The sequence below is a fragment of the Vibrio hepatarius genome (assembly GCF_001274785.1).
GTDB lineage: Bacteria > Pseudomonadota > Gammaproteobacteria > Enterobacterales > Vibrionaceae > Vibrio > Vibrio hepatarius.
Map to the genome: position 1 here is coordinate 1 of NZ_LHPI01000006.1, position 21,221 is coordinate 21,221.

The following is a 21,221-nucleotide window of genomic DNA, read 5'->3' on the forward strand; positions in this document are numbered from 1 at the left end:
GGAAAATCCCTAGAACCCCATTGTGATACTTGGTAATCATTCCCCCCACGAAATTTATTGCCATTAACTGAAGTAATAGCACGTTTTAACTGATGGTATGCTTCACCTCTGTTCAAGGCTTGCTGGACGTAATGACGCAACGTTGAATTATCAACATACTCCAAAACATAAATAGATTTAATTAAACGGTCGTACTCATGCAATGCTGACAATCTTCGGCTCTTGCCGTTACTCAACTTTCTAATGATTGTGCTTTGAGTGGTGGTTTTACGACTCAATGAACAAACAATATGCTGAATATTGTCCCATTCTTCAGCAATTAGCTTATGATTAATATCTTTCTTTAATTGAATACGGCCTCCGTTCTCTTCAGTCACTTCAAATAGCTCAAAAAACACCTTTTTCATTTTCGCGTATCGAGGGGCGAATGTGTAACCAAAGAAATCTAATATAGCGAAGTTAACATTATTGGTACCATGCGTATCGGTCGATAAGGTATTAGGCTGTATATCTGAAGAGTTGTTATAGAGTAAGTCAAAAGCAAAGTGACCTTCATATTCGTTAGCGCCAATGACTTGCGTACTCACCGGAACATGACGTGGTCAACCAAAATTGACCAACCCAGTTAAGCTACTTTTTTCAATTTCTTCATGTCCGCCTCATATTGATTTGAAATTTCCATACTTTATCTAATTCATGTTTTTCTAAATTAGCTAAAATGCAACTCAGAAATGTCCAGAAGTGAGTTGTGTGGTGTCGAGTGGAGATTGTACGATTAAGCCCCTAAGTAATTAGTCCGTCAGTCTCCCTCGGTAATCAAATTAGTACATCTTAGCGATCAAATTGGTAAAAAATTAGACATGTAGATGAATGCCCACCTTAAAAAATAGACAGCGGGTTGGGCTGGGTGATTTTTCTGGTGTTAGACGCCAGCAACCCATGCGGCAGAATGGTTGCTCACTTACTCGTCTATTTTTAGCGGGAATTCTTAGCCAACTGTATGAACTGTATGCGGATTTGAGCAGTCGAGTGATGCGCACTTTGGAGGAGATGGCACCACGAGTAGAGGTTTACTCCATTGACGAAGCGTTTTTAGATTTAACCGGTATTGAGTCTGTCCTATCCCTTGTCGAGTTCGGACAACAAGTGCGAGAGCGCATAGGCCACTGGATTGGGATCACCGTCTGTGTAGGCATTGCACCGACTAAAACACTCGCCAAGCTGGCTAACCATGCCGCCAAGAAATACCCCGCCACTCAGGGGGTTGTAGATCTAACCAATCCAGATCGGCAACGTCGATTGCTCGCATTAGTCCCGGTTGATGATGTTTGGGGCGTTGGTAGACGGCTTTCTAAGCGTTTAAATGCCTTGGGTATCAGCACAGCCTTAGACCTCGCCAATGCCTCACCTAGAGCCATCAGAGACCAGTTCTCGGTGGTTTTAGAGAGAACCGTCAGAGAGCTCAATGGTGAGTCGTGCATTGAACTTGAAGAGATCCCACCAACTAAGAAACAAATTGTCTGTAGCCGTTCATTTGGCGTAAAAGTAACGCACTTTGAATTGTTACGTGAGGCCGTATGTGAATACGCAACCCGCGCCACTGAGAAGCTACGCAAAGAACAGCAGCAAGCCAAAGTGATGACCGTGTTCATACGTACCAGCCCCTTTAAGGACAACGAGCCGCAATACAGCAACTCTGCATCGGGTGAGTTGCTGATCCCCAGTTGCGATACTAGGGATTTTATCGAGCTGGCCAGTCATTTACTCAAGCGGATATGGAAGGATGGTTTTCGTTATGCCAAAGCGGGCGTCATGCTGTCTGACTTTTACGATCCTGGCATGTTTCAGCCAGGACTATTCGATGACGTATCGATCCGCTCTAATAGCCAACAGTTAATGTCTGTATTGGACACCATTAACCAAAGTGGTGCCGGAAAGGTTTTCTTTGCTGGACAAGGTACGAAGAAAGATTGGTCGATGAAGCGAGAGCATTTATCTCCCGCTTATACAACACGCTGGGACCAGTTGCCGCGAGTGAAGTAGCGCCGAGAATTCAGTAGGCATTCACTCTGCGACGCAGCATGTTGAGCTTATCAACCTGGCGTCGAATATCACTGAAAAATTCCTCTTTCTCCATGGCCAGCGCTAACTCCCATTCTTTGGCCAAACCTTGGCAGTCCAAAAATGAGTATCTCAGCTTCGTCTTTGAGATACGCAGTCCTTTACTAAAGACTACGCGCTTGCCTCGTTGACCGTGAAAGCTGTTGATGTACCACTCAATGCCAAAGCCATACTTAAAGTCTCTGATACGGACACCAAGCAGCCCCCAATCTTTAAATGGCTCATTTTCACGAACCTTGTAATGGGTAACCCAAAAGTCATCAACTTCAGCTCGTGCCAGCGCTTTTAGCCTGTCCGTTTCTTGCTGAAGTAAATCTGATATCTCTGCTTTCCATTGTTCATTGACGATTTCTACCAAACCAATTTCCCCATCCAATTAACCCCAAAAGCCAAAACCACTATCCGTTTGGCTTTTGGATCGAAACGCCAAACGTAAAACTGCCGTAACAATCGCTGTTTGGCGTCTCGATATAAATCAACTCGCGCAATCCCATACCTGACAAGGGATGCAGCCCGATTTCACTTAAAAACGCCTGAAAAGACGTATCGTCATGAAGATACAAACCGTTTGGCGAGTTCAGGCCAGAAGGCAAACGACGTTTGGCGTCTCGATTTTTTTGGCTTAGTCATCCGCCGCCAAACAGAGCCTATTCTCATACTTTTGCGAAAATGCAATAGGCAGATAGATGAAAGGATTTGTCACCTTTCTGCCCACCGCCAGTGCACCGAATCCTGATAATGACATTTGAGTGAACCGCCAGAGCACTTGGAAATGCCCAAGCGTGACCTGAGCGGTTAGTTGAAAACCGTTAGAGCACTTTGAGTGCACAGGAGATAAGTATGTTTGTACTAGGCGTAGATATCGGTTACTCGAACCTGAAGCTGGCAATTGGCCAATCAGGCAGTGAACCGAAAACTATTATTCTGCCTGCGGGGGCCGGTCCTGCGGATCGTATGCCGGAGCGTATCGGTGGAGGCGATGATGAAACTTGTTTGTATGTGTCTGTCGAGAATGAGCGTTGGGCCGCTGGTGTGCCTGCTGGACGCCTTCAAGGTTGGGAACGGGAGCTTCACCCAGAATATCCCACCACAAAAACCTATAAGGCGCTTTTTCATGCCGCCTTGTTAATGGCTGAAACAGAATCCATCGATTTGGTTGTCACTGGATTACCGGTTTCCCAGTTTCATGAACCACAACGTAAGTCAGACCTTGTGAAGCGTTTAAAAGGTATTCATCAAGTAACGCCTAAGCGCAGCATCACCGTTCATGACGTCAAAGTGCTGCCGCAGCCTGCCGGTGCCTATATGGATCTGGTTCAAACAGGTGGAGATTTGGGCTTGATTGAAGAAGGTCGCGTCGTCGTCATAGATCCAGGCTTTTTTTCTGTTGACTGGGTTGCCCTTGAGGCCGGAGAAATTCGCTACAGCTCATCAGGAACCAGTCTTCAGGCAATGTCCGTGCTACTGGAAACCATTGATAAGCTGATTTCGGAAGATCATGGTGCCAAAGTGGGTATGGATCGACTTGAAAAAGCCATGAGAACCGGCGACTTGCAGGTGCTGCTATTTGGAGAAAAAGTCGATATTTCACCTTATCTGAATGCTGCAATGAAAAAGGTAGCGCCTGTTGCTCTTACAGCCATGCGCCAATCTATGCGCGACGAAAGCATCAATGCGGACTTGGTATTGATCGCCGGAGGTGGAGCCTTGGCTTATAAGGAAGCGGCCAAGGAGATTTTTTCACGAAGCAAGATCATCGTGCCGGAACAGTCTGTTTTGGCGAACGTCCGAGGCTTCTGGTTTTATGGGGCCTGATTATGAGAGTTGTCGTCAACATTCCCCCAGGGAGCCACCCTGAACTACTCAAAGAATTGGAAAAGACGCCGCCACGGGAACGCGCTGAGCGTCTGCGGATGCTGGCCACCTTTGGGTTAATTCACATGAGCCAACCCAATCTATCCACGACATCTGCACCGGTGGATGGCCATGCACCAGATGGTGAAGTGACTTCTATGAGTACAGCGCCAGAACCCAAAGCAGAATCACGTAAACAATCATTAAAATCAAAACTAGGGCTGGGCTTATAACATGGCGTTATCAGTTAGCTGGCTCGATGCCAGGTTAAATAAAGAAGCAAAAGAAACCGTAGTAAAAGCCGACCGAGATGGGCTAAGTGCTCGGGTATCACCCAAGGGCAAAATTGTTTTTCAGTTTCGTTATCGTTTCGATGGCAAGCAACAACGGGTAGACATAGGTACTTACCCACTTATGAAGCTTGCTGAAGCCAGGAATGAGCTAGATAGGTTAAGGGCAGTACTTGATCAAGGCCGAAACCCCAAGCTCTACCTACAGCAAGAACGGGCCAAGTATTCTGCCAATCAAAGCTTCGAATCGATTTTTCGAGACTGGATAGACTCTGCCGGTAAGCAAGGGCTAAAGGAGAAAACGTGGCACTACCAAAAACGCAGCAGTGAAATATATTTGCTGCCCCGACTTGGTAAGTACCCATTAACTGACATCAATGAATTGTCCTTAAGAAACTGTCTTCGTGAGGTTTCGGAAGCGTCTCCGTCAAACACAGAACGTCTAGTGTCTGTGCTGCATAAGTTTTATGACTGGCTGATAGATGAACAGATTTTGGAAATTAACGCTGCCGCTGGGATCACTGCAAAGAAGGTCGGCGGTAAGAAAGGCAAACGAACTCGGGTGCTAAATGACAACGAGATCAGGATACTTTGGCGCTATTTGCATGAGTCAAAAATCACTGAGAAGAATCGCATCTACATAAAACTGCTTCTCTTATTGGGAGGGCGCAAGGGCGAACTCATTCAAGCTGAAAAGCATCACTTTGACTTGCAATCTGCAATGTGGACAGTGCCCATAGAGATCCGCAAACAAGGTGAGAAAATTGGAGCGCCGATCATGCGGCCATTGATTAAGCCAGCTATTGAGCTGATTGAACTAGCGATGCAGATGAGCAAATCAACTTACTTGTTTCCCGCGAACGGACAAGAAGAGCTTGCCACAAATGGCTTTGATACCACTATTCCTAACAATGTGAAAATCTGGGCTCGCAGATCGCTTAGTGTTGAGATGGAACATTGGTCTATGCATGATCTTCGCAGAACGATGCGAACGCGAATGTCAGCCATCACCACGCAAGAAGTTGCCGAGTTGATGATTGGCCACAGCAAAAAAGGGTTGGATGCTATCTACAACCAATATCAGTACCTGGATGAAATGCGTCATGCTTACGACGTTTGGTATCAACAGCTAGAGACCATCATCGAGCCGACAGGCTTTTCATTCAACTGGCGTTTCGGACAATAAAATAAAAGAAAGAGGCTCAGTCCTCTTTCTTCTCATACTCCTCCAAGTCTTCAATGTGCCACAGCTTGTTTCGTGTATTTCGGTTGATGCGAGGTTGCGGCAAGCTGCCATCTTTTATTCTTCGCCAGAGCGTCGTATAGCTAATGTGGTAACGAGCCATCACTTCGTAAGATGTTAGAAAAGGGGTTGCCTGGTGCGCTACTGCTGTCATCTGCATTCTCCTGAAAATCAATGTAAAGCTATCATCGCCTGATTCATCACTAGTTGATGGTCAGAAAGATGCATGATTTGTTCAGAAGATCAGCCTTATCAAAACACAAATGTTGCTATTAGGTACTTTTCAGCTCAAACCTATGAATAACAAGGGCTACAAGGCGGTTTGTGTCATGAATAGCAATCAACATGCCTAACGAGAAAAATTTGTACACACTGTTTGTACACTCGCAACGATGACACATCAAAAACCACAATGACGAACCCTTTAAATTCATAAGCTTACAAACATAAAACTAGAGATGATCGCATTTATTCCGCTTTTGTAATGTCGAAACCAAAGTACCAAAAGCAGAAGGCACTTTCTTCATCAAACCCAGTAACCACAAGGCCTACAGCCAGATTTGTGTCATGGAATTTTCGCCAAAGGCCTCTAAAACGGAATTTGTACTCAAGTTTGTACACACTTTCCGAGGTTACGCTTGAACATCATTGAAAAGCAAAGAAACGAGAAAAAGACAAAAAGCCTTTAAATTCAGTACGTAGAGATGTGATTGTGGTGTGCAATGAAAGGTGGTTTTAAGCGTTGAAAGGCTGGGCGGCATCAGGGTGAGAAATGATCGCGAAAGTTCTACGTTTAGACACTTCGCCAAGAAAAGTGGTATTTGACATCAAAAGTTCTTCTTCTGTCTGGTTACCAGAAGGTAAAAATCAGTTAGCCTGACTCTTCTGGGTGTTCGATTCAATTTTGCGCGGTATTCTCTCTTATATTCACGTGGGGGGCAACTTCAACGGCAAAAATGACACTTTAGCCTCGTCATTTAGGACAAGAGGTAAAAGTAACGCAGGATATGAGCTATAAGTATAAGTAGTAGAGGGAACTCAATTTGACGATGCATAAAAACAAAAGAATACATTCTCTTGCTGTTAGGCAAGCAAAAACTGTGTTTTTGGTTTCAGTCATGCTCGGAGTCTGCTTTAGCTTGTATCACATCATCGTCGATCTTCATCAGGAACAAGATCGGATAGAAGACTTTTATCAAGTTAAACTGCTGCAGAACTACTCCAATGCCAGCCAAGCCGCGTATCACTTAAATTCATTATTAGCCGAGCAAGTTGCTTCGAACCTAATGATGGATAGCGCTATCTATAACGTAAAAATCATCGATGACTTTGGCGATACCCTGACTCACAAAGTCAAAAATCCAGCCACTCAAGGGGCATTCACCCGGTTATTGGCCGATTATCTAATCCCAGAAAACCCGGTCTACACCACCGAATTGCACCAGCCAAATTCGCACATCGTTGTCGGAACGCTGAGTTTTTCGGTCAACGGCAACAGTATTGCCAACGCGTTTGTCGCCAAGACCAGCAAAGTGTTGTTATTCGATTTGCTGCGGAACATTATCCTGACCTCTATCCTACTGCTGTTCTTCTACCAGAAACTATCTAAACCACTGGTAACCTTGATGAACTGGGTGAAATCGCTGCAGGATTATAAAAATCATCTGCCTCCACCAGCTCAATATCGTGATGATGAAATTGGCCACCTTGCCGAAACCATCCATACCTTATGGCGTGAACGTGAAGCGGCGGAAGACAAACTCAATCAACTCGCCTACTACGACTCATTAACCGGATTGGCCAATCGCAGCCTGTTGATGAAACTGCTCGCGAATGAAATAGAAGCATCGAAAGCACATCACCAAACGGGGGCACTTTTTTACCTCGACCTCGACCGATTTAAAACCATCAACGACTCTCTAGGTCATACCATCGGTGACAACTTACTCAAGGCGATTTCTCGGCGCCTGAAGAGTTGGCTACGACGTGAATACTCCGCCGCACGTATTGGTGGTGACGAGTTTGCAATCCTATTGCCAAATACCTCTGCCGAAGAAGCGCGCGAACTGGCGCAGCAACTGATGAGCCTGATCTCAAATCCCTATACCATCGATGGTCACCAACTGTATTGTTCAATAAGCGTCGGCGTAGCACTGTTTGCCGATAATGACCTTTCCAATATCGACGTTTTGCGCCAAGCGGATACCGCGCTTTATCGTGCGAAAGTCGCAGGGAAAAACAAATACGTGTTTTACGAGGTGGGCATGCATGCGCAAGTTGAGTCATTCCTCGAAATTGAGCGTGGGCTGCATGAAGCACTCAACAACGAACAACTTGAGCTCTTCTATCAGCCGCAAGTCGACAACCAACATCACATTGTCGGAGCGGAAGCGCTCATCCGTTGGCGTCACCCCGAGAAGGGCTTGCTCTACCCCGATCTATTTATGCCCATCGCCGAAGAAACCGGACAGATCATGCCAATTGGCAATTGGATCATCGAAAAGGCGTGTTATCAGTTCGCTAGTTGGAAAAACTCGGGTTGCCTGCCAGATTCTTTCCAGCGCTTGGCAATCAACATCAGTCCGCTGCAGTTCGCTCAGGATAGCTTTGTTGAACACATCAGCGGTGCACTAGCTCAGGCTGGCATCACTGGTGACAACATTGAACTTGAGATCACCGAGAATCTCTTGCTCGAGAACGCTGAAAGCATTATTGAAAAGATGCTGAAGCTGAAAGAGTTGAACGTCAAAATATCCATTGATGACTTTGGTACGGGCTACTCGTCACTGCGCTACCTCAAACACCTTTCGGTTGATGTGTTGAAGATCGACCGCTCGTTTGTCACGCAACTGCACTTGGATGAAAGCGACCAGGCGATCGTCGATACGATCATCATGACAGCGAAACGACTCAATCTAGACGTGATTGCAGAAGGTGTGGAAGACGTCCATGAGCTTGAAACACTCAAGCAACTCGGTTGTTATCATTTCCAGGGATATTTGTTTGATAAGCCACTACCCGCAACCGAGTTGGAACAACGCTTCCAACATAATCTCTATGTGGTTGAAAGCGCGCAAAAGCAGAGTATCAATAGCTAGGCGAGTTAGAAGAATATATAGCTCATGATGATGGCGTCTTCTTTGCCGTTAGCACTCGGGTAGTAATTGACGCGGCGGTCTACTTCATTAAAGCCAATCGCCTCATACAAGCCAAATGCGGTAACGTTACTTTCCCTTACCTCGAGCCAAGCACTTTCTGCATTGAGGTTTTCACACATTTCGATAAACGCGTTCACCAAACGCTTGCCGTATCCTTTACCCTGATGCTGGGGGTCAACCGCGATATTCAGTAAAGTTACTTCACCGACGATGTTCTGCGCGTAGAAATACCCGACGACTTGCTCGTTATCGACCAGGACATGATGACATGCACCGCGAGAGTTTACGTCTCGGATCATGCTGCTTGACCAAGGATGACTATGAGCACGCGGCTCAATGGCTTCAACTTGGTCTAGGTGAAGCTCGGCTAAAGGTAGAATTTGAGACATATTATTGATAGGAACAAATTTGTTGCCACAGCGCACGACGCTGGGCGTTATTACCGTCGATCTGACTTAGTGCAGGAGAGGTCAGAACTTTCGCTGTTACGCCTTCTTGAGCCTCACACCCCGCGAACCAAACCCATTCCAGTTGGTTCTCAGCAAGTGAATTGACCTGTTGCGGAAAAATATGACGAGCCTGTTCAAGTGGGATATTGATGCTTTTTAACACGCGCTCAAACAACAGCGCCGTCTCTTGCGTCGGCAATTGAGGAGAAACAAGCAGCAGTTGGCAAGATTCAGGCAACGTGAGTTTCGTCGCTTGGTAGCCTTGTAACCTTTCAGGATGCGCCAGCTCGTAGCACTGGATACCCATTTCTTGTAAATACTGATTCTCGTATTGAGGCATAAAAAATCGTCACCGTGTTGAACGCAGCAATCCTAACATAAAACTAAAAAGCGCCACAGAATCTGTGACGCTTTATTTTATTCATCGGACTTATCTTCGAGCTTAGAAGCTTGCTTTCACCGCATCAGCGATTTTCAGTGCAGAGGTTTGTACCAGTTCTGCATCTTCACCTTCAACCATCACTCGGATCAGTGGCTCAGTACCTGACTTGCGCAGTAACACACGCCCTTTCTCACCCAGTTCCGCTTCAACTTCTGCCACTGAAGCTTTCACCGCTTGCGCTTCTAATGGGTTAGAATCACCTGAGAAACGTACGTTTTCTAGGACTTGCGGGTAAAGTGTCATGCCTTGAGACAGGTCAAACAGTGACATATTGCTGCCAACAACAGACGCTAAGACTTGCAGAGCTGCAACGATAGCATCACCGGTGGTCACTTTGTCCAGTAGGATCACGTGTCCTGAGTTCTCAGCACCAATTTTCCAACCTTTCTCGAGTAGTTGTTCCATTACGTAACGGTCACCTACCGCAGCGCGAACAAATGGAATACCTAGTTGTTTCAGGCCGTTTTCCATCCCAAGGTTAGTCATCAAAGTACCAACGACACCACCTTTTAGTTCACCACGACGTAGAGCGTCACGAGCGATGATGTAAGCAATCTGGTCACCGTCGACTTTGTTGCCAAGGTGGTCAACCATGATGATTCGGTCACCGTCGCCGTCAAATGCAAGACCTAAGTCTGCTTTTTCTTCGAGCACGCGTTTTCGTAGCGCGCGTACATCGGTCGCGCCCACTTCGTGGTTGATGTTAGTACCGTTTGGCTCAACGCCCATAGTAATCACATCAGCACCCAGCTCAGAGAATACCGCTGGTGCAATGTGATAAGTCGCGCCGTGAGCACAATCGACTACGATTTTCAGCTCAGCTAAGCTCAGTTGAGACGGGAACGTGCTCTTACAGAATTCGATATAACGACCCGCAGCATCAGTAAGGCGAGAAGCTTTACCCAGTAGCGCCGATTCAACACATTCGATCTCTTTGTCTAGCTCTGCTTCAATCGCGAGTTCAACTTCATCCGGCAGTTTAGTTCCTTCTGAAGAGAAGAATTTAATACCGTTGTCGTAGTATGGGTTGTGAGATGCAGAGATAACAATACCTGCTTCCGCGCGGAAGGTTTGCGTTAAGTAAGCAACAGCCGGCGTTGGCATTGGACCAGTAAACGTCGCTTTCAGTCCCGCTGCAGCTAAGCCTGCTTCCAGCGCCGATTCCAACATGTAGCCAGAGATACGTGTATCTTTACCGATAATCACTTTTTTCGTGCCCTGTTTTGCCAGCACACGACCTGCAGCCCAGCCAAGCTTAAGTACGAAATCAGGGGTAATTGGGTACTGACCCACTTTACCGCGTACGCCATCTGTACCAAAGTAACGTCTTGTATTAGACATGGTTATTCCTTTTATTATTGTCTAGCACTCAATGATTTGCTTTCACCATTGAGACAACTTTCATCGCATCTAGAGTTTGTTCGAAGTCATGAACGCGGATGATCTGCGCCCCTTTCAACGCCGCAATCGTCGCGCAGCTTACACTCGCTGCCGCGCACTCTGCAGGCGCTTTATCAAGTAACTTGAAAATCATCGATTTACGCGACATACCCGCAAGCAAAGGTAGTCCAAATTGGTGGAACTGTTCCAGATGCGCCAACATATGATAATTGTGTTCTAACGTTTTACCAAACCCAAAGCCTGGGTCTAGAATCAGTTGCTCGCGTTGAATGCCGACAGCTTGGCACGCTTCGATGCGCTCTTGAAGAAATTCCTCAACTTCTTTAAGTAAGTCTTTATATTGAGGCGCATTTTGCATTGTGCGTGGTTGGCCTTGCATATGCATCAGGCAAATAGGTAGACCGACTTCCGCTGCGACTTCAAGCGCACCCGGCTCTTGCAGTGCACGCACGTCATTGATGATGTCCGCTCCTGCAGCAGCAGCTTGGCGCATCACTTCGGCTTTGCTTGTATCAATCGAAATCCACACGTCGTATTGTGCACGAATCGCTTTGATAACCGGAATCACACGTGCCAGTTCATCTTCCAAACTCACGTCTGGAGCGCCCGGGCGCGTCGACTCACCACCGATATCGATAATCGACACACCGGCATCGATCATACGTTTAGCTTGGGCAAGTGCGTTATCAAGAGAATTAAACTTACCGCCGTCAGAGAAGGAGTCAGGGGTAACATTGAGAATCCCCATCACCTGTGGTTGTGATAGGTTTAGAGTCTTATTATTTGCTGTAATGATCATAATAAAAATACAAAAACCCCGAGTTGCCCCGGGGTTTGATAATACGTTTAATTATTCAGAGTCTTTCTTCTCTGGAGCTTCTGGCGTAACGTTGTCATCAGATTGCTCTTGCTCGTTTGCCTGTTCAGCGTCAGCCGATTTCTTAGCTTCTTCCTTTGCAGGTTTCACTTCAGGTTCTGCTGTTTGCTTGTTGCTTGGGTTATCACCCCAACCAGCTGGCTCACGAATCTCAGACTTACGTTCCATCAAGTCATCAATCTGACCTGCATCGATGGTTTCGTACTTCATCAGCGCATCTTTCATTGCGTGCATGATATCCATGTTGTCTTCAAGGATCTGCTTCGCACGCTCATAGTTACGGTCGATGATTTGACGAACTTCATCATCAATTAGCTTCGCTGTGTCATCAGACATGTGCTTAGTCTGAGTCACGCTGCGGCCAAGGAACACTTCACCTTCGTCTTCTGCGTACAATAGAGGACCCAATTTTTCAGAGAAGCCCCACTGAGTCACCATCTTACGAGCAATTTCAGTAGCACGTTCGATATCGTTCGACGCACCTGTTGACACTTTCTCTGCGCCGTAGATAAGTTCTTCCGCTAGACGGCCGCCGTACAGGCTAGAAATCATAGACTCTAGATGCTGGCGAGACATGCTAACGCGGTCTTGCTCAGGTAGGTACATAGTCACACCCAACGCGCGACCGCGTGGAATGATCGATACCTTGTACACTGGATCGTGCTCAGGAACCAAGCGACCAACAATTGCGTGACCCGCTTCGTGGTAAGCCGTTGACTCTTTCGTCTCTTCAGACATCACCATTGAGCGGCGCTCAGCACCCATCATGATTTTGTCTTTCGCTAACTCGAACTCAACCATAGAAACGTTACGCTTGTTACCACGTGCAGCAAAAAGTGCCGCTTCGTTTACTAGGTTAGCCAAATCCGCACCAGAGAAGCCTGGTGTACCACGTGCAATCAATGATGGTTCAACATCACCCGCTAGTGGCACTTTGCGCATGTGAACTTTAAGAATCTGCTCACGACCACGTACGTCTGGCAAGCCAACAACGACTTGACGGTCGAAACGACCAGGACGCAGTAACGCAGGGTCAAGAACGTCAGGACGGTTAGTCGCAGCGATAACGATGATACCTTCGTTACCTTCGAAACCATCCATCTCAACCAGCATTTGGTTTAGTGTTTGTTCACGTTCATCGTGACCACCACCAACACCAGCACCACGCTGACGACCTACCGCATCGATCTCATCGATAAAGATGATACAAGGCGCTGCTTTCTTCGCTTGTTCGAACATGTCACGTACACGAGATGCACCAACACCAACGAACATTTCTACGAAGTCTGAACCTGAAATAGTAAAGAATGGTACTTTTGCTTCACCAGCAATCGCCTTCGCAAGCAATGTTTTACCCGTACCAGGAGGACCAACCATCAGAACACCCGTTGGGATCTTACCGCCCAACTTCTGGAAACGGCTAGGATCACGCAGGTAATCCACTAGCTCTTTCACGTCTTCTTTTGCTTCGTCACAACCCGCTACGTCGTTAAAGGTCGTTTTGATTTGTTCTTCGCTCATCATTCGAGCTTTGCTCTTACCGAAAGACATGGCGCCTTTACCGCCACCGCCTTGCATTTGGCGCATGAAGAAAATCCATACACCGATCAGTAAGATCATTGGGAACCAAGAAATGAAGATGGTTCCAAGTAGGCTTTGCTCCTCTGGAGGCGTGCCTTGAACTTTCACGTTTTGGTTAATCAGGTCATCCAAAAGCTTTTGGTCGTAGACCGGCATGTAAGTAACATAACGCGCGCCGCCGCCACGACGAGTGAAGGTAATTTCACCGTCTTTAAATGTTGCTTCCTGAATCTGGCCTTGGCCAACTTCCTGTACAAATGTCGTGTAATCAACCGCTCTGCCGTTACTTTCACCAGGGCCGAAGCTCTGAAATACCGACATCAACACTACGGCGATCACAAGCCACAGAATTAAATTTTTTGCCATGTCACTCAAGGTGTCAGCCTCGCGATAACTAATTGTAATTAAAAGGTAGGGTACTACAGTTTCTAGGCTGTAGCTAGATTGTTAACTGCTTCTAAAAAAGCCAAATAGTTAACCTTTGTAACCAGTGGCTACGATATACACTTCTCGAGAACGAGCTCTTGAAGAATCTGGTTTACGGATCTTCACGGCTTTAAACATATCGCGAACATCTTTTACGTATTGGTCGAAACCTTCGCCCTGGAACACTTTGACCACAAAGCTACCATTTGGCGCAAGAACTTGTCGACACATATCTAATGCTAGTTCAACAAGATACATTGCACGAGGTTGATCTACCGATAAATTTCCTGCCATATTCGGTGCCATGTCAGACATCACGATATCAACCATATCTGGTTGGATTCGCTCAAGTAGTGCATCAAGCACCGCTTCTTCACGAAAATCGCCCTGCAGGAATGCTACACCAGCAATAGAGTCCATTGGCAGAATGTCACATGCAATAACTTGACCTTCATCACCAACAATTTTCGCTGCGTACTGAGACCAACCACCAGGAGCCGCACCTAAATCCACAACAGTCATGCCAGGTTTTAGTAGCTTATCCTTCTCTTGGATCTCTTCTATTTTGAAAATAGCGCGCGAACGGTAGCCTTTTTTCTTCGCTTCGTTCACGTATTTATCATCAAAATGCTCTTTCAGCCAACGGCCTGAGCTCGCAGAATGTTTTTGTTTGCTCATTTGATTCCTAACAGATAGAGGGACCAACATACCCAATAAATTATAGTCTTCAGGGATAGATGGCGTTAAAATGGTATTTTTCAACCCTTATATTAAAGAAAATTGGCCGCAGAATGAACCTAAGCACTAAACAAAAGCAGCATCTAAAAGGCCTAGCGCACAGTCTAAAACCTGTTGTGCTTATGGGCGCAAATGGACTAACTGAAGCTGTTCTAGCGGAAATCGAAATCGCTCTTGATCACCACGAGCTAATCAAAGTGAAAGTGGCATCTGAAGATCGCGACACTAAGAACTTGATTATTGAAGCAATCGTGCGTGAAACTGGCGCTGAGAAAGTTCAAGTGATCGGTAAGACACTCGTTCTTTTCCGTCAGACAGACGATCGCAAAATCGAGCTGCCACGTAAATAACCAATTCGTTATTCACTGAGCACTAAAAAAGGTCGCAATTGCGACCTTTTTTAATTTATTCAACATCGCCAAGTTAGATGTACTCAACTCGGTCGATTTCAAAGTCGCGTTCACCGCCCGGCGTAGAAATGACCACTTCGTCACCTTCCATCTTGCCGATTAGACCACGCGCAATTGGCGAGCTTACAGAGATACGGCCCGCTTTGATGTCCGCTTCATCGTCGCCAACGATCTGGTAAGTTTTTTCTTCTTCAGTATCGCAGTCGATTAGCGTCACCGTAGAGCCGAAAATAATCTTACCTGTGTTGTCCATCTTGGTCACATCGATAACTTGTGCCACTGATAGCTTGTACTCAATATCGCGGATTTGAGCTTCACAGATGCCCTGCTCTTCACGAGCCGCGTGATATTCAGCATTTTCTTTAAGGTCGCCCAGTTCACGAGCTTCTGCAATCGCTTCAGAAATCTGTGGGCGAAGCTTTAACAGTTTGTCTAGTTCTGCACGTAGCTTTTGTTCGCCACGTATTGTCATTGGGACTTTTTCCATTGTGTACCTCATTCCAAAGCTATCTTTGGACAAAACAAAACTACCCAATCCTGCGGATTAGGTAGTGAGTAAATGAATCGCTTTGTCCTAGTGTAAACAAACTTAGCGACTAAATCATCAAAATTCCACTCGGGTGATTTTTAGTCGCAAAACCCTTTCACTATTAATCTAAAGCTCAATAAAAACAACACTCATACACACGATAAATAGATAAAAAAAGCTAAAACGTGCATAGATCACACTTTAAATCAAAATCAATATAAAAGCTTAAATTACAGCAAGATAGAACCTAAAAACACCAATAAAACACCGTTCAAAACGCAAATTTATATTGTTTTACTACCGTGTTGGGGAACTTTAACGTTAAAACAGTGCTCGTCGATTGCTAACTGAGCGTTCATCAATACCTTTCATATATTTGACACAGTTCTTGTTTATGAATATTGATTCACGCGAGCAATAAATAGAGTATACCCTGAGTAAGAGGTATCACTCGCAAAATAATGTATGGACAGTAATTTAGGATATATAAGATGAACAAGACTCTGATTGCTCTAGCAGTATCAGCTGCAGCAGTGGCAACTGGCGCAAACGCGGCAGAAATCTACAACCAAGATGGCACTACTCTAGAACTAGGCGGCCGTGCTGAAGCTCGTCTATCTCTACAAGACGGCGAAGCTAACGACAAAACTCGTGTACGTCTAAACTTCCTAGGTAAAACTCAAGTAACTGACAACCTATACGGCGTTGGTTTCTACGAAGGCGAATTCACTACTGACGAACAAGGCGACGTTGACAACAACAACGACCTAAACACTCGTCAAGCTTGGGCTGGTCTAGGCGGTGAGTTCGGTGAAATCGGCTATGGTAAAATCGAAGGTGCACTAGGTGTAATCACTGACTTTACCGATATCATGGCTTACCACGGTAACTCTGCAGCAGACAAACTAGCTGTAGCGGACCGTACTGACAACATGATCGCATACAAAGGTCAATTCTCTGACCTAGGTCTAAAAGCAAGCTACCGCTTCGCGGACCAAGACACTTCATCTGGCTCATTCGACAACAACGATGAAGACGGTTACTCACTATCTGCTATCTACGCTCTAGGCGACACTGGCCTTAAACTAGGTGGTGGTTACGCTGATCAAAACGACAGCAACGAATACATGCTAGGTGTTTCTTACGCTATCGGCGACCTATACGTTGCTGGTCTTTTCACTGACGGTGAGAAGAACTTTGATGGCAACCAGTTCAGCTCTACTAACTTCACTGGTACACAAGACTACACTGGTTACGAATTCGCAGCAGCATACACAATCGGCAAAACTGTACTAAGTACTACGTACAACAACGCTGAAACTGACAGCGATACTTCAACTGATAACGTTGCAATCGATGCAACGTACTACTTCAAGCCTAACTTCCGCGGTTACGTATCATACAACTTCAACCTACTGGATGAAGACGACGATCTAGGTACTGGCACTGTAGGTGACATCAAAGCTGAAGACGAGCTAGCTCTAGGTCTACGTTACGACTTCTAATTTTGGCTTAATGTCTTAAATGAAAACGCCTGCTGTATAGCAGGCGTTTTTTTTACCCGTTATACTGACACCTGTTTCGTACCTAACCGCCTTCGATATTATGCCTTTAACTTTTCGACTCTCTCTGCTGCTCGTCTTCTGTTTTTCAAGTGTCTCTTTTGCCTATACGCCACTCAATACGCTTCCTCAGGGCTCACGCACTAGCTTAGTAGTAGAAAGTCTTGCTGAGCAGAAAAGCCTGCTCTCAACCAACACCGAGCAGTATTTTCCACCAGCCAGCACGTTAAAAGTGGTCACAGCGTTAGCCGCGAAACTGGAACTGGCGGATGATTTTAAGTTTGAAACCCGCCTAGAGCAGTATGGAAACAACTGGGTTGTGCGCTTCTCTGGCGATCCAACGTTACAGACCAGTGATTTAAAAGCCTTGTTCGCGACCGCTCGCAGCAAAGGTCTGAAAAGAATTAAGGGCGATATTTGGCTCGATAACTCAGTCTTTATCGGCTATGACCGTGCCGTAGGTTGGCCGTGGGATATTCTTGGTGTGTGTTATAGCGCTCCAGCCAGTGCGGTGACGTTGGATGGCAACTGCGTTCAGGCGTCGATTTACACCGAGAAACAAGGCAAAACCCGAGTGTACGTACCGCCGCATTATCCTGTACACGCTTCAACCGAAGTCAGAGCGGTCAGTGAAGCGGAACAAGAAAGCTCTCAGTGTGACCTTGAGTTAGAGTCGACAGCTAATAACCACTACCGCCTAAAAGGCTGTCTACAGAACCGTAAGAAGCCGCTGCCACTTAAGTTTGCGGTGCAGAACCCTGAGCTGTACACGCAAAAGATGCTGGCTAAAGAACTGGCTCAGCTTGGCATTAAGCTCGACGGACAAATCCGAGTCGGAAAGCCAAACGCAACCAAAACCAAACTGATTGCAAGTCATTACTCGAAGCCGTTAACTGAACTGCTTGAAGAGATGCTGAAAGATTCAGACAACCTTATCGCCGATAACCTAACGAAAACTTTGGGCGCGAAGTTCTACGTTCAAGCAGGTAGCTTTCGCAATGGTACCGAAGCGATCAAACAAATCATCCATACACGAACAGGGATTGATTTAAGCCAGATGCCACTTGCCGATGGTTCAGGGTTATCTCGCAATAACCGTTTTACCACAGGCGCAATGGCGCAAATCCTTCATTACATCTGGAAAAACGACCGCGACTTACAGTTAATCGCGTTGATGCCGACAGCGGGTGAGAACGGAACATTGAAATATCGCAGAAGTATGCGTAAAGCACCGGTCAAAGGCGCTATTGTCGCCAAAAGCGGCTCGTTATACGGAAGCCTAAATATGGCTGGCTACGGTTTAGATAGCTCTGGAAAGCCGAGTTCACTGTTTGTCCAGTACGTAACGGACTACCACCCAGAGAAGCCCAAGACGGATAAGCCCGTCGAAGCACCAATTACGCTATTTGAAACGCGCTTCTATCAAGATGTGGTGAAGTTCAGCCACTCACTTGAGAGCAAGTAACTCAGGTAGCGAACACCAACAACAAAAAAAGCGCCCGAAAAGGCGCTTTTTTAAGTTCAATTGCGATTACTTAATCGTAATACGCGCAAACTTACGTTTACCAACCTGGAATACGTAAGTACCAGCTTCAGGTGCAAATTTAGCATCCGCAACCTTCTCGCCTTCAATCTTAGCCGCACCTTGTTTTACCATGCGCATCGCTTCAGAGGTTGAAGCACACAAACCCGCTTCTTTTAGCAAGTTAGCAACCGGTGTACCTGCATCAAAATCAAACTCAGGCATTTCGTCTGGGATTTGGTTCTTAGCAAAACGGTTAACGAACTCTTGCTCCGCCGCATCGGCGTCCGCTTCGCTATGGAAACGCGCGATGATTTCTTTTGCTAACAATACTTTGATATCACGTGGGTTTTTACCCGAAGCAACGTCTGCTTTGAACTGAGCGATTTCTTCCAGTGGACGGAAAGACAACAGCTCGTAGTAGCTCCACATCAGGTCATCAGAGATCGACATGATCTTACCGAACATTTCGCTTGGTGCTTCGCTGATACCGATGTAGTTGTTTGCCGATTTAGACATCTTCTTCTCGCCATCTAGACCAACAAGAAGAGGCATCATCAATACAACCTGAGGCTTCTGACCGTGCGATTTTTGTAGCTCACGACCCATTAGTAGGTTGAACTTCTGGTCCGTACCGCCTAGCTCCACGTCAGTTTCCATCGCAACCGAGTCCCAACCTTGCAAAAGTGGGTACATGAATTCATGGATAGCGATTGGCTGGCCGCCTGCGTAACGCTTTTTAAAGTCGTCACGTTCAAGCATGCGCGCCACAGTTTGGTTAGCAGCTAGACGAATCATGCCTTCTGCACCAAGCTCAGATAACCACTCAGAGTTAAACTGAATCTTAGTTTTTGCAGGGTCTAGAATCTTAAACACCTGCTCTTTGTACGTTTCTGCGTTGCGTAGCACGTCTTCACGACTTAGTGGTGGACGCGTGCTGTTTTTACCTGTTGGGTCGCCAACCATTGCGGTGAAGTCACCAATTAGGAACGTCACTTCATGGCCTAACTCTTGGAACAAGCGAAGCTTATTGAAAATTACCGTATGACCTAGGTGGATATCCGGTGCCGTTGGATCCGCGCCCAATTTAATGCGCAGAGGACGACCTTCTTTTAGTTTTGCGATCAGCTCTTCTTCTGGAATCAGCTCTTCAACACCGCGCTTAATCTCGGCTAGTGCAGCTTCAATGCTCGCCATTCTTGTTCACTCCCACAGATTTGGCAAAAATTTGATAGTTTGACATCTTACTTGAATAGCGATGCTTTTTGAAACCAGTTAGACTAAACGGCTATGCATTTTTATCGATTTTTTTAGAACGGACATACGATGTTGTCGCTTTTCGCTCGACTCCCATGGATTCACCGAGCTCTTATTGCATTCTTCAGTGCCTTAATAGTGGTCGCGCTATTTCTTCCGGCACCTCAGGATTTACGTCAGGACGAGCGTATCTATCAAGTAGGCAAAGCCTACCCTATTGATATTAATTATGAGGCGCTGGCGCTTCAGGAAACGCTTCCGACGCTTTCGGTACTTCGCTGGGAAACGCACACAATCGGCTCAGGCGACAGCATGGCATTACTGTTTCAACGCGCAGGTTTGTCTTCTCGATTGCTTTATACCCTCACCTCCACCAGCAAAGAGATTGCCAATCAACTGACGAGAGTTCGCCCCGGCGACAGTTTTCAGTTTGGTTTTGATACCGACAACAATCTGCTACAAATCAAACGTAAGCTAAACGAATACGAAACCTTTTTGATCACTAAATCAGAAAATGGCTACACCTCTAGCACTGATACCAAAGAGGTGTTCTACCAATACAATTATGCACGTAACACAATTACTTCTAACTTCTGGAATGCAGGGCTTGGCGCTGGGCTAACCGCCAACCAAATCATGGAGTTAGCGGGTATTTTTGGCTGGGATATCGACTTCGCCCTCGATATTCGTCAAAACGACAGCTTTGAGATCCTCTATCAAGAGAAAGTTGTCGAAGGTGAAGTTGTTGGTCGCGGCAAGATCATCGCAGCCATCTTTACCAACCAAGGCGATACGTTTAAAGCGATTCTAGACGACAGAACCGGCAACTATTACGATGAAAACGGCCGAGCGATGAAGAAAGCCTTCTTGCGTTCACCACTCGATTTTCGTCGCGTCTCGTCTAACTTCAACCCAACACGTCGCCATCCTGTGACAGGCAAAGTTCGCGCGCACCGAGGCACCGACTACGCCGCACCAGTCGGCACACCAATCTGGGCAGCCGGTGACGGTATCGTGCAGAAGTCGAGTTACAACCAGTTCAACGGTAACTACGTGTTTATCAAACACAGCAATACTTACATTACCAAGTACCTGCACTTAACTAAGCGTATGGTTAAAACGGGCCAGCGCGTAAAACAGGGCCAAACCATTGGTACGCTAGGCGGTACGGGTCGAGTGACTGGTCCGCACTTGCACTACGAATTCTTGGTTAATGGCGTACACAAAAACCCAAGAACAGTGAAGTTGCCGCAATCGAAGTCTCTAACGGGCCAAGCAAAAGCAACCTTTATGGCCAATGCAGCAATCCGACTGAAAAACTTAGACCGGTACGGCAAGTTACTCGCCACCGACTAAACAAT

Annotated in this window: 19 protein-coding genes and 2 pseudogenes; 9 read left to right on the forward strand and 12 right to left on the reverse strand. The window is 46.3% G+C overall.

Annotation, left to right across the window (positions count from 1 at the left end):
* Window positions 1-596, reverse strand: a pseudogene (locus AKJ31_RS08355) (Tn3 family transposase); the annotation flags it as partial.
* A gap of 274 nt (window positions 597-870) precedes the next feature.
* Between AKJ31_RS08355 and umuC the strand changes: the two are divergent.
* On the forward strand, window positions 871-2,043 hold the full coding sequence (gene umuC, locus AKJ31_RS08360) for a translesion error-prone DNA polymerase V subunit UmuC (RefSeq protein WP_008845658.1): 1,173 nt from the start codon (window positions 871-873) through the stop codon (window positions 2,041-2,043).
* Window positions 2,044-2,053: 10 nt separating this feature from the next.
* Here umuC and mobI read toward each other — a convergent pair whose 3' ends face one another.
* Window positions 2,054-2,497: a conjugative transfer protein MobI(A/C) gene (gene mobI, locus AKJ31_RS08365; RefSeq protein ID WP_040523231.1), complete on the reverse strand. Its 444-nt coding sequence runs from the start codon at window positions 2,495-2,497 to the stop codon at window positions 2,054-2,056.
* Window positions 2,498-2,961: 464 nt separating this feature from the next.
* Here mobI and AKJ31_RS08370 point away from each other — a divergent pair, with 464 nt between their 5' ends.
* The 3 genes from AKJ31_RS08370 to AKJ31_RS08380 are packed head-to-tail and all read left to right on the forward strand — an operon-like array spanning window position 2,962 to window position 5,451.
* On the forward strand, window positions 2,962-3,936 hold the full coding sequence (locus AKJ31_RS08370) for a ParM/StbA family protein (protein ID WP_008845654.1): 975 nt from the start codon (window positions 2,962-2,964) through the stop codon (window positions 3,934-3,936).
* Between the two features lie 2 nt (window positions 3,937-3,938).
* Window positions 3,939-4,208: a hypothetical protein gene (locus AKJ31_RS08375; RefSeq protein WP_040523228.1), complete on the forward strand. Its 270-nt coding sequence runs from the start codon at window positions 3,939-3,941 to the stop codon at window positions 4,206-4,208.
* Window position 4,209: 1 nt separating this feature from the next.
* Window positions 4,210-5,451 carry a tyrosine-type recombinase/integrase gene (locus AKJ31_RS08380; RefSeq protein ID WP_008845652.1) on the forward strand — a complete coding sequence of 414 codons (1,242 nt, stop codon included), beginning with the start codon at window positions 4,210-4,212 and terminating at the stop codon, window positions 5,449-5,451.
* Between the two features lie 16 nt (window positions 5,452-5,467).
* On the opposite strand, the gene AKJ31_RS08385 is transcribed toward AKJ31_RS08380, so the two are convergent.
* A complete protein-coding gene (locus tag AKJ31_RS08385; protein WP_040523226.1) occupies window positions 5,468-5,662 on the reverse strand; it encodes a helix-turn-helix transcriptional regulator in 195 nt (64 codons plus the stop codon).
* A gap of 596 nt (window positions 5,663-6,258) precedes the next feature.
* Window positions 6,259-6,336: pseudogene (locus AKJ31_RS22555) on the reverse strand (peptide chain release factor 3); the annotation flags it as partial.
* A gap of 221 nt (window positions 6,337-6,557) precedes the next feature.
* Here AKJ31_RS22555 and AKJ31_RS08390 point away from each other — a divergent pair.
* Entirely contained in the window at window positions 6,558-8,606 is a 2,049-nt protein-coding gene (locus AKJ31_RS08390; protein WP_053408656.1) for a putative bifunctional diguanylate cyclase/phosphodiesterase, read from the forward strand.
* Window positions 8,607-8,611: 5 nt separating this feature from the next.
* Here the strand turns inward: AKJ31_RS08390 and rimI are convergent, their stop codons facing one another.
* From rimI to rlmE, 6 genes are all read right to left on the reverse strand, one after another.
* On the reverse strand, window positions 8,612-9,055 hold the full coding sequence (gene rimI, locus AKJ31_RS08395; RefSeq protein ID WP_053408657.1) for a ribosomal protein S18-alanine N-acetyltransferase: 444 nt from the start codon (window positions 9,053-9,055) through the stop codon (window positions 8,612-8,614).
* A 1-nt stretch (window position 9,056) separates the two neighbouring features.
* Window positions 9,057-9,455: a DNA polymerase III subunit psi gene (locus tag AKJ31_RS08400; RefSeq protein ID WP_053408658.1), complete on the reverse strand. Its 399-nt coding sequence runs from the start codon at window positions 9,453-9,455 to the stop codon at window positions 9,057-9,059.
* A gap of 102 nt (window positions 9,456-9,557) precedes the next feature.
* Entirely contained in the window at window positions 9,558-10,898 is a 1,341-nt protein-coding gene (gene glmM, locus AKJ31_RS08405; RefSeq protein ID WP_053408659.1) for a phosphoglucosamine mutase, read from the reverse strand.
* Between the two features lie 28 nt (window positions 10,899-10,926).
* Window positions 10,927-11,757 carry a dihydropteroate synthase gene (gene folP, locus AKJ31_RS08410; protein WP_053408660.1) on the reverse strand — a complete coding sequence of 277 codons (831 nt, stop codon included), beginning with the start codon at window positions 11,755-11,757 and terminating at the stop codon, window positions 10,927-10,929.
* A 51-nt stretch (window positions 11,758-11,808) separates the two neighbouring features.
* Window positions 11,809-13,782 (reverse strand): ATP-dependent zinc metalloprotease FtsH, encoded by a 1,974-nt coding sequence (gene ftsH / locus AKJ31_RS08415; protein WP_053408661.1) that lies wholly within the window; start codon window positions 13,780-13,782, stop codon window positions 11,809-11,811.
* A 108-nt stretch (window positions 13,783-13,890) separates the two neighbouring features.
* Window positions 13,891-14,520: a 23S rRNA (uridine(2552)-2'-O)-methyltransferase RlmE gene (rlmE, locus tag AKJ31_RS08420; protein WP_053408662.1), complete on the reverse strand. Its 630-nt coding sequence runs from the start codon at window positions 14,518-14,520 to the stop codon at window positions 13,891-13,893.
* A 113-nt stretch (window positions 14,521-14,633) separates the two neighbouring features.
* On the opposite strand from rlmE, the gene yhbY reads away from it, so the two are divergent.
* Entirely contained in the window at window positions 14,634-14,930 is a 297-nt protein-coding gene (yhbY, locus tag AKJ31_RS08425) for a ribosome assembly RNA-binding protein YhbY (protein WP_053408663.1), read from the forward strand.
* Between the two features lie 73 nt (window positions 14,931-15,003).
* Here the strand turns inward: yhbY and greA are convergent, their stop codons facing one another.
* Window positions 15,004-15,477, reverse strand: a complete 474-nt coding sequence (greA, locus tag AKJ31_RS08430) for a transcription elongation factor GreA (protein WP_053408664.1) — start codon at window positions 15,475-15,477, stop codon at window positions 15,004-15,006.
* Window positions 15,478-16,010: 533 nt separating this feature from the next.
* On the opposite strand from greA, the gene AKJ31_RS08435 reads away from it, so the two are divergent.
* Both AKJ31_RS08435 and dacB read left to right on the forward strand, forming a co-directional pair.
* Window positions 16,011-17,024 (forward strand): porin, encoded by a 1,014-nt coding sequence (locus AKJ31_RS08435; protein WP_053408665.1) that lies wholly within the window; start codon window positions 16,011-16,013, stop codon window positions 17,022-17,024.
* 100 nt (window positions 17,025-17,124) lie between these two features.
* Window positions 17,125-18,546, forward strand: coding sequence for a serine-type D-Ala-D-Ala carboxypeptidase (dacB, locus tag AKJ31_RS08440; RefSeq protein WP_053408666.1), 1,422 nt, complete (start codon window positions 17,125-17,127; stop codon window positions 18,544-18,546).
* A 66-nt stretch (window positions 18,547-18,612) separates the two neighbouring features.
* On the opposite strand, the gene tyrS is transcribed toward dacB, so the two are convergent.
* A complete protein-coding gene (gene tyrS / locus AKJ31_RS08445; protein ID WP_053408667.1) occupies window positions 18,613-19,800 on the reverse strand; it encodes a tyrosine--tRNA ligase in 1,188 nt (395 codons plus the stop codon).
* A gap of 129 nt (window positions 19,801-19,929) precedes the next feature.
* Here tyrS and shyC point away from each other — a divergent pair, with 129 nt between their 5' ends.
* The gene (gene shyC / locus AKJ31_RS08450) at window positions 19,930-21,216 is read left to right on the forward strand and encodes a peptidoglycan DD-endopeptidase ShyC (protein WP_053408668.1); all 1,287 of its coding nucleotides are present in this window, start codon (window positions 19,930-19,932) and stop codon (window positions 21,214-21,216) included.
* The last annotated feature ends 5 nt before the right edge of the window (window positions 21,217-21,221 follow it).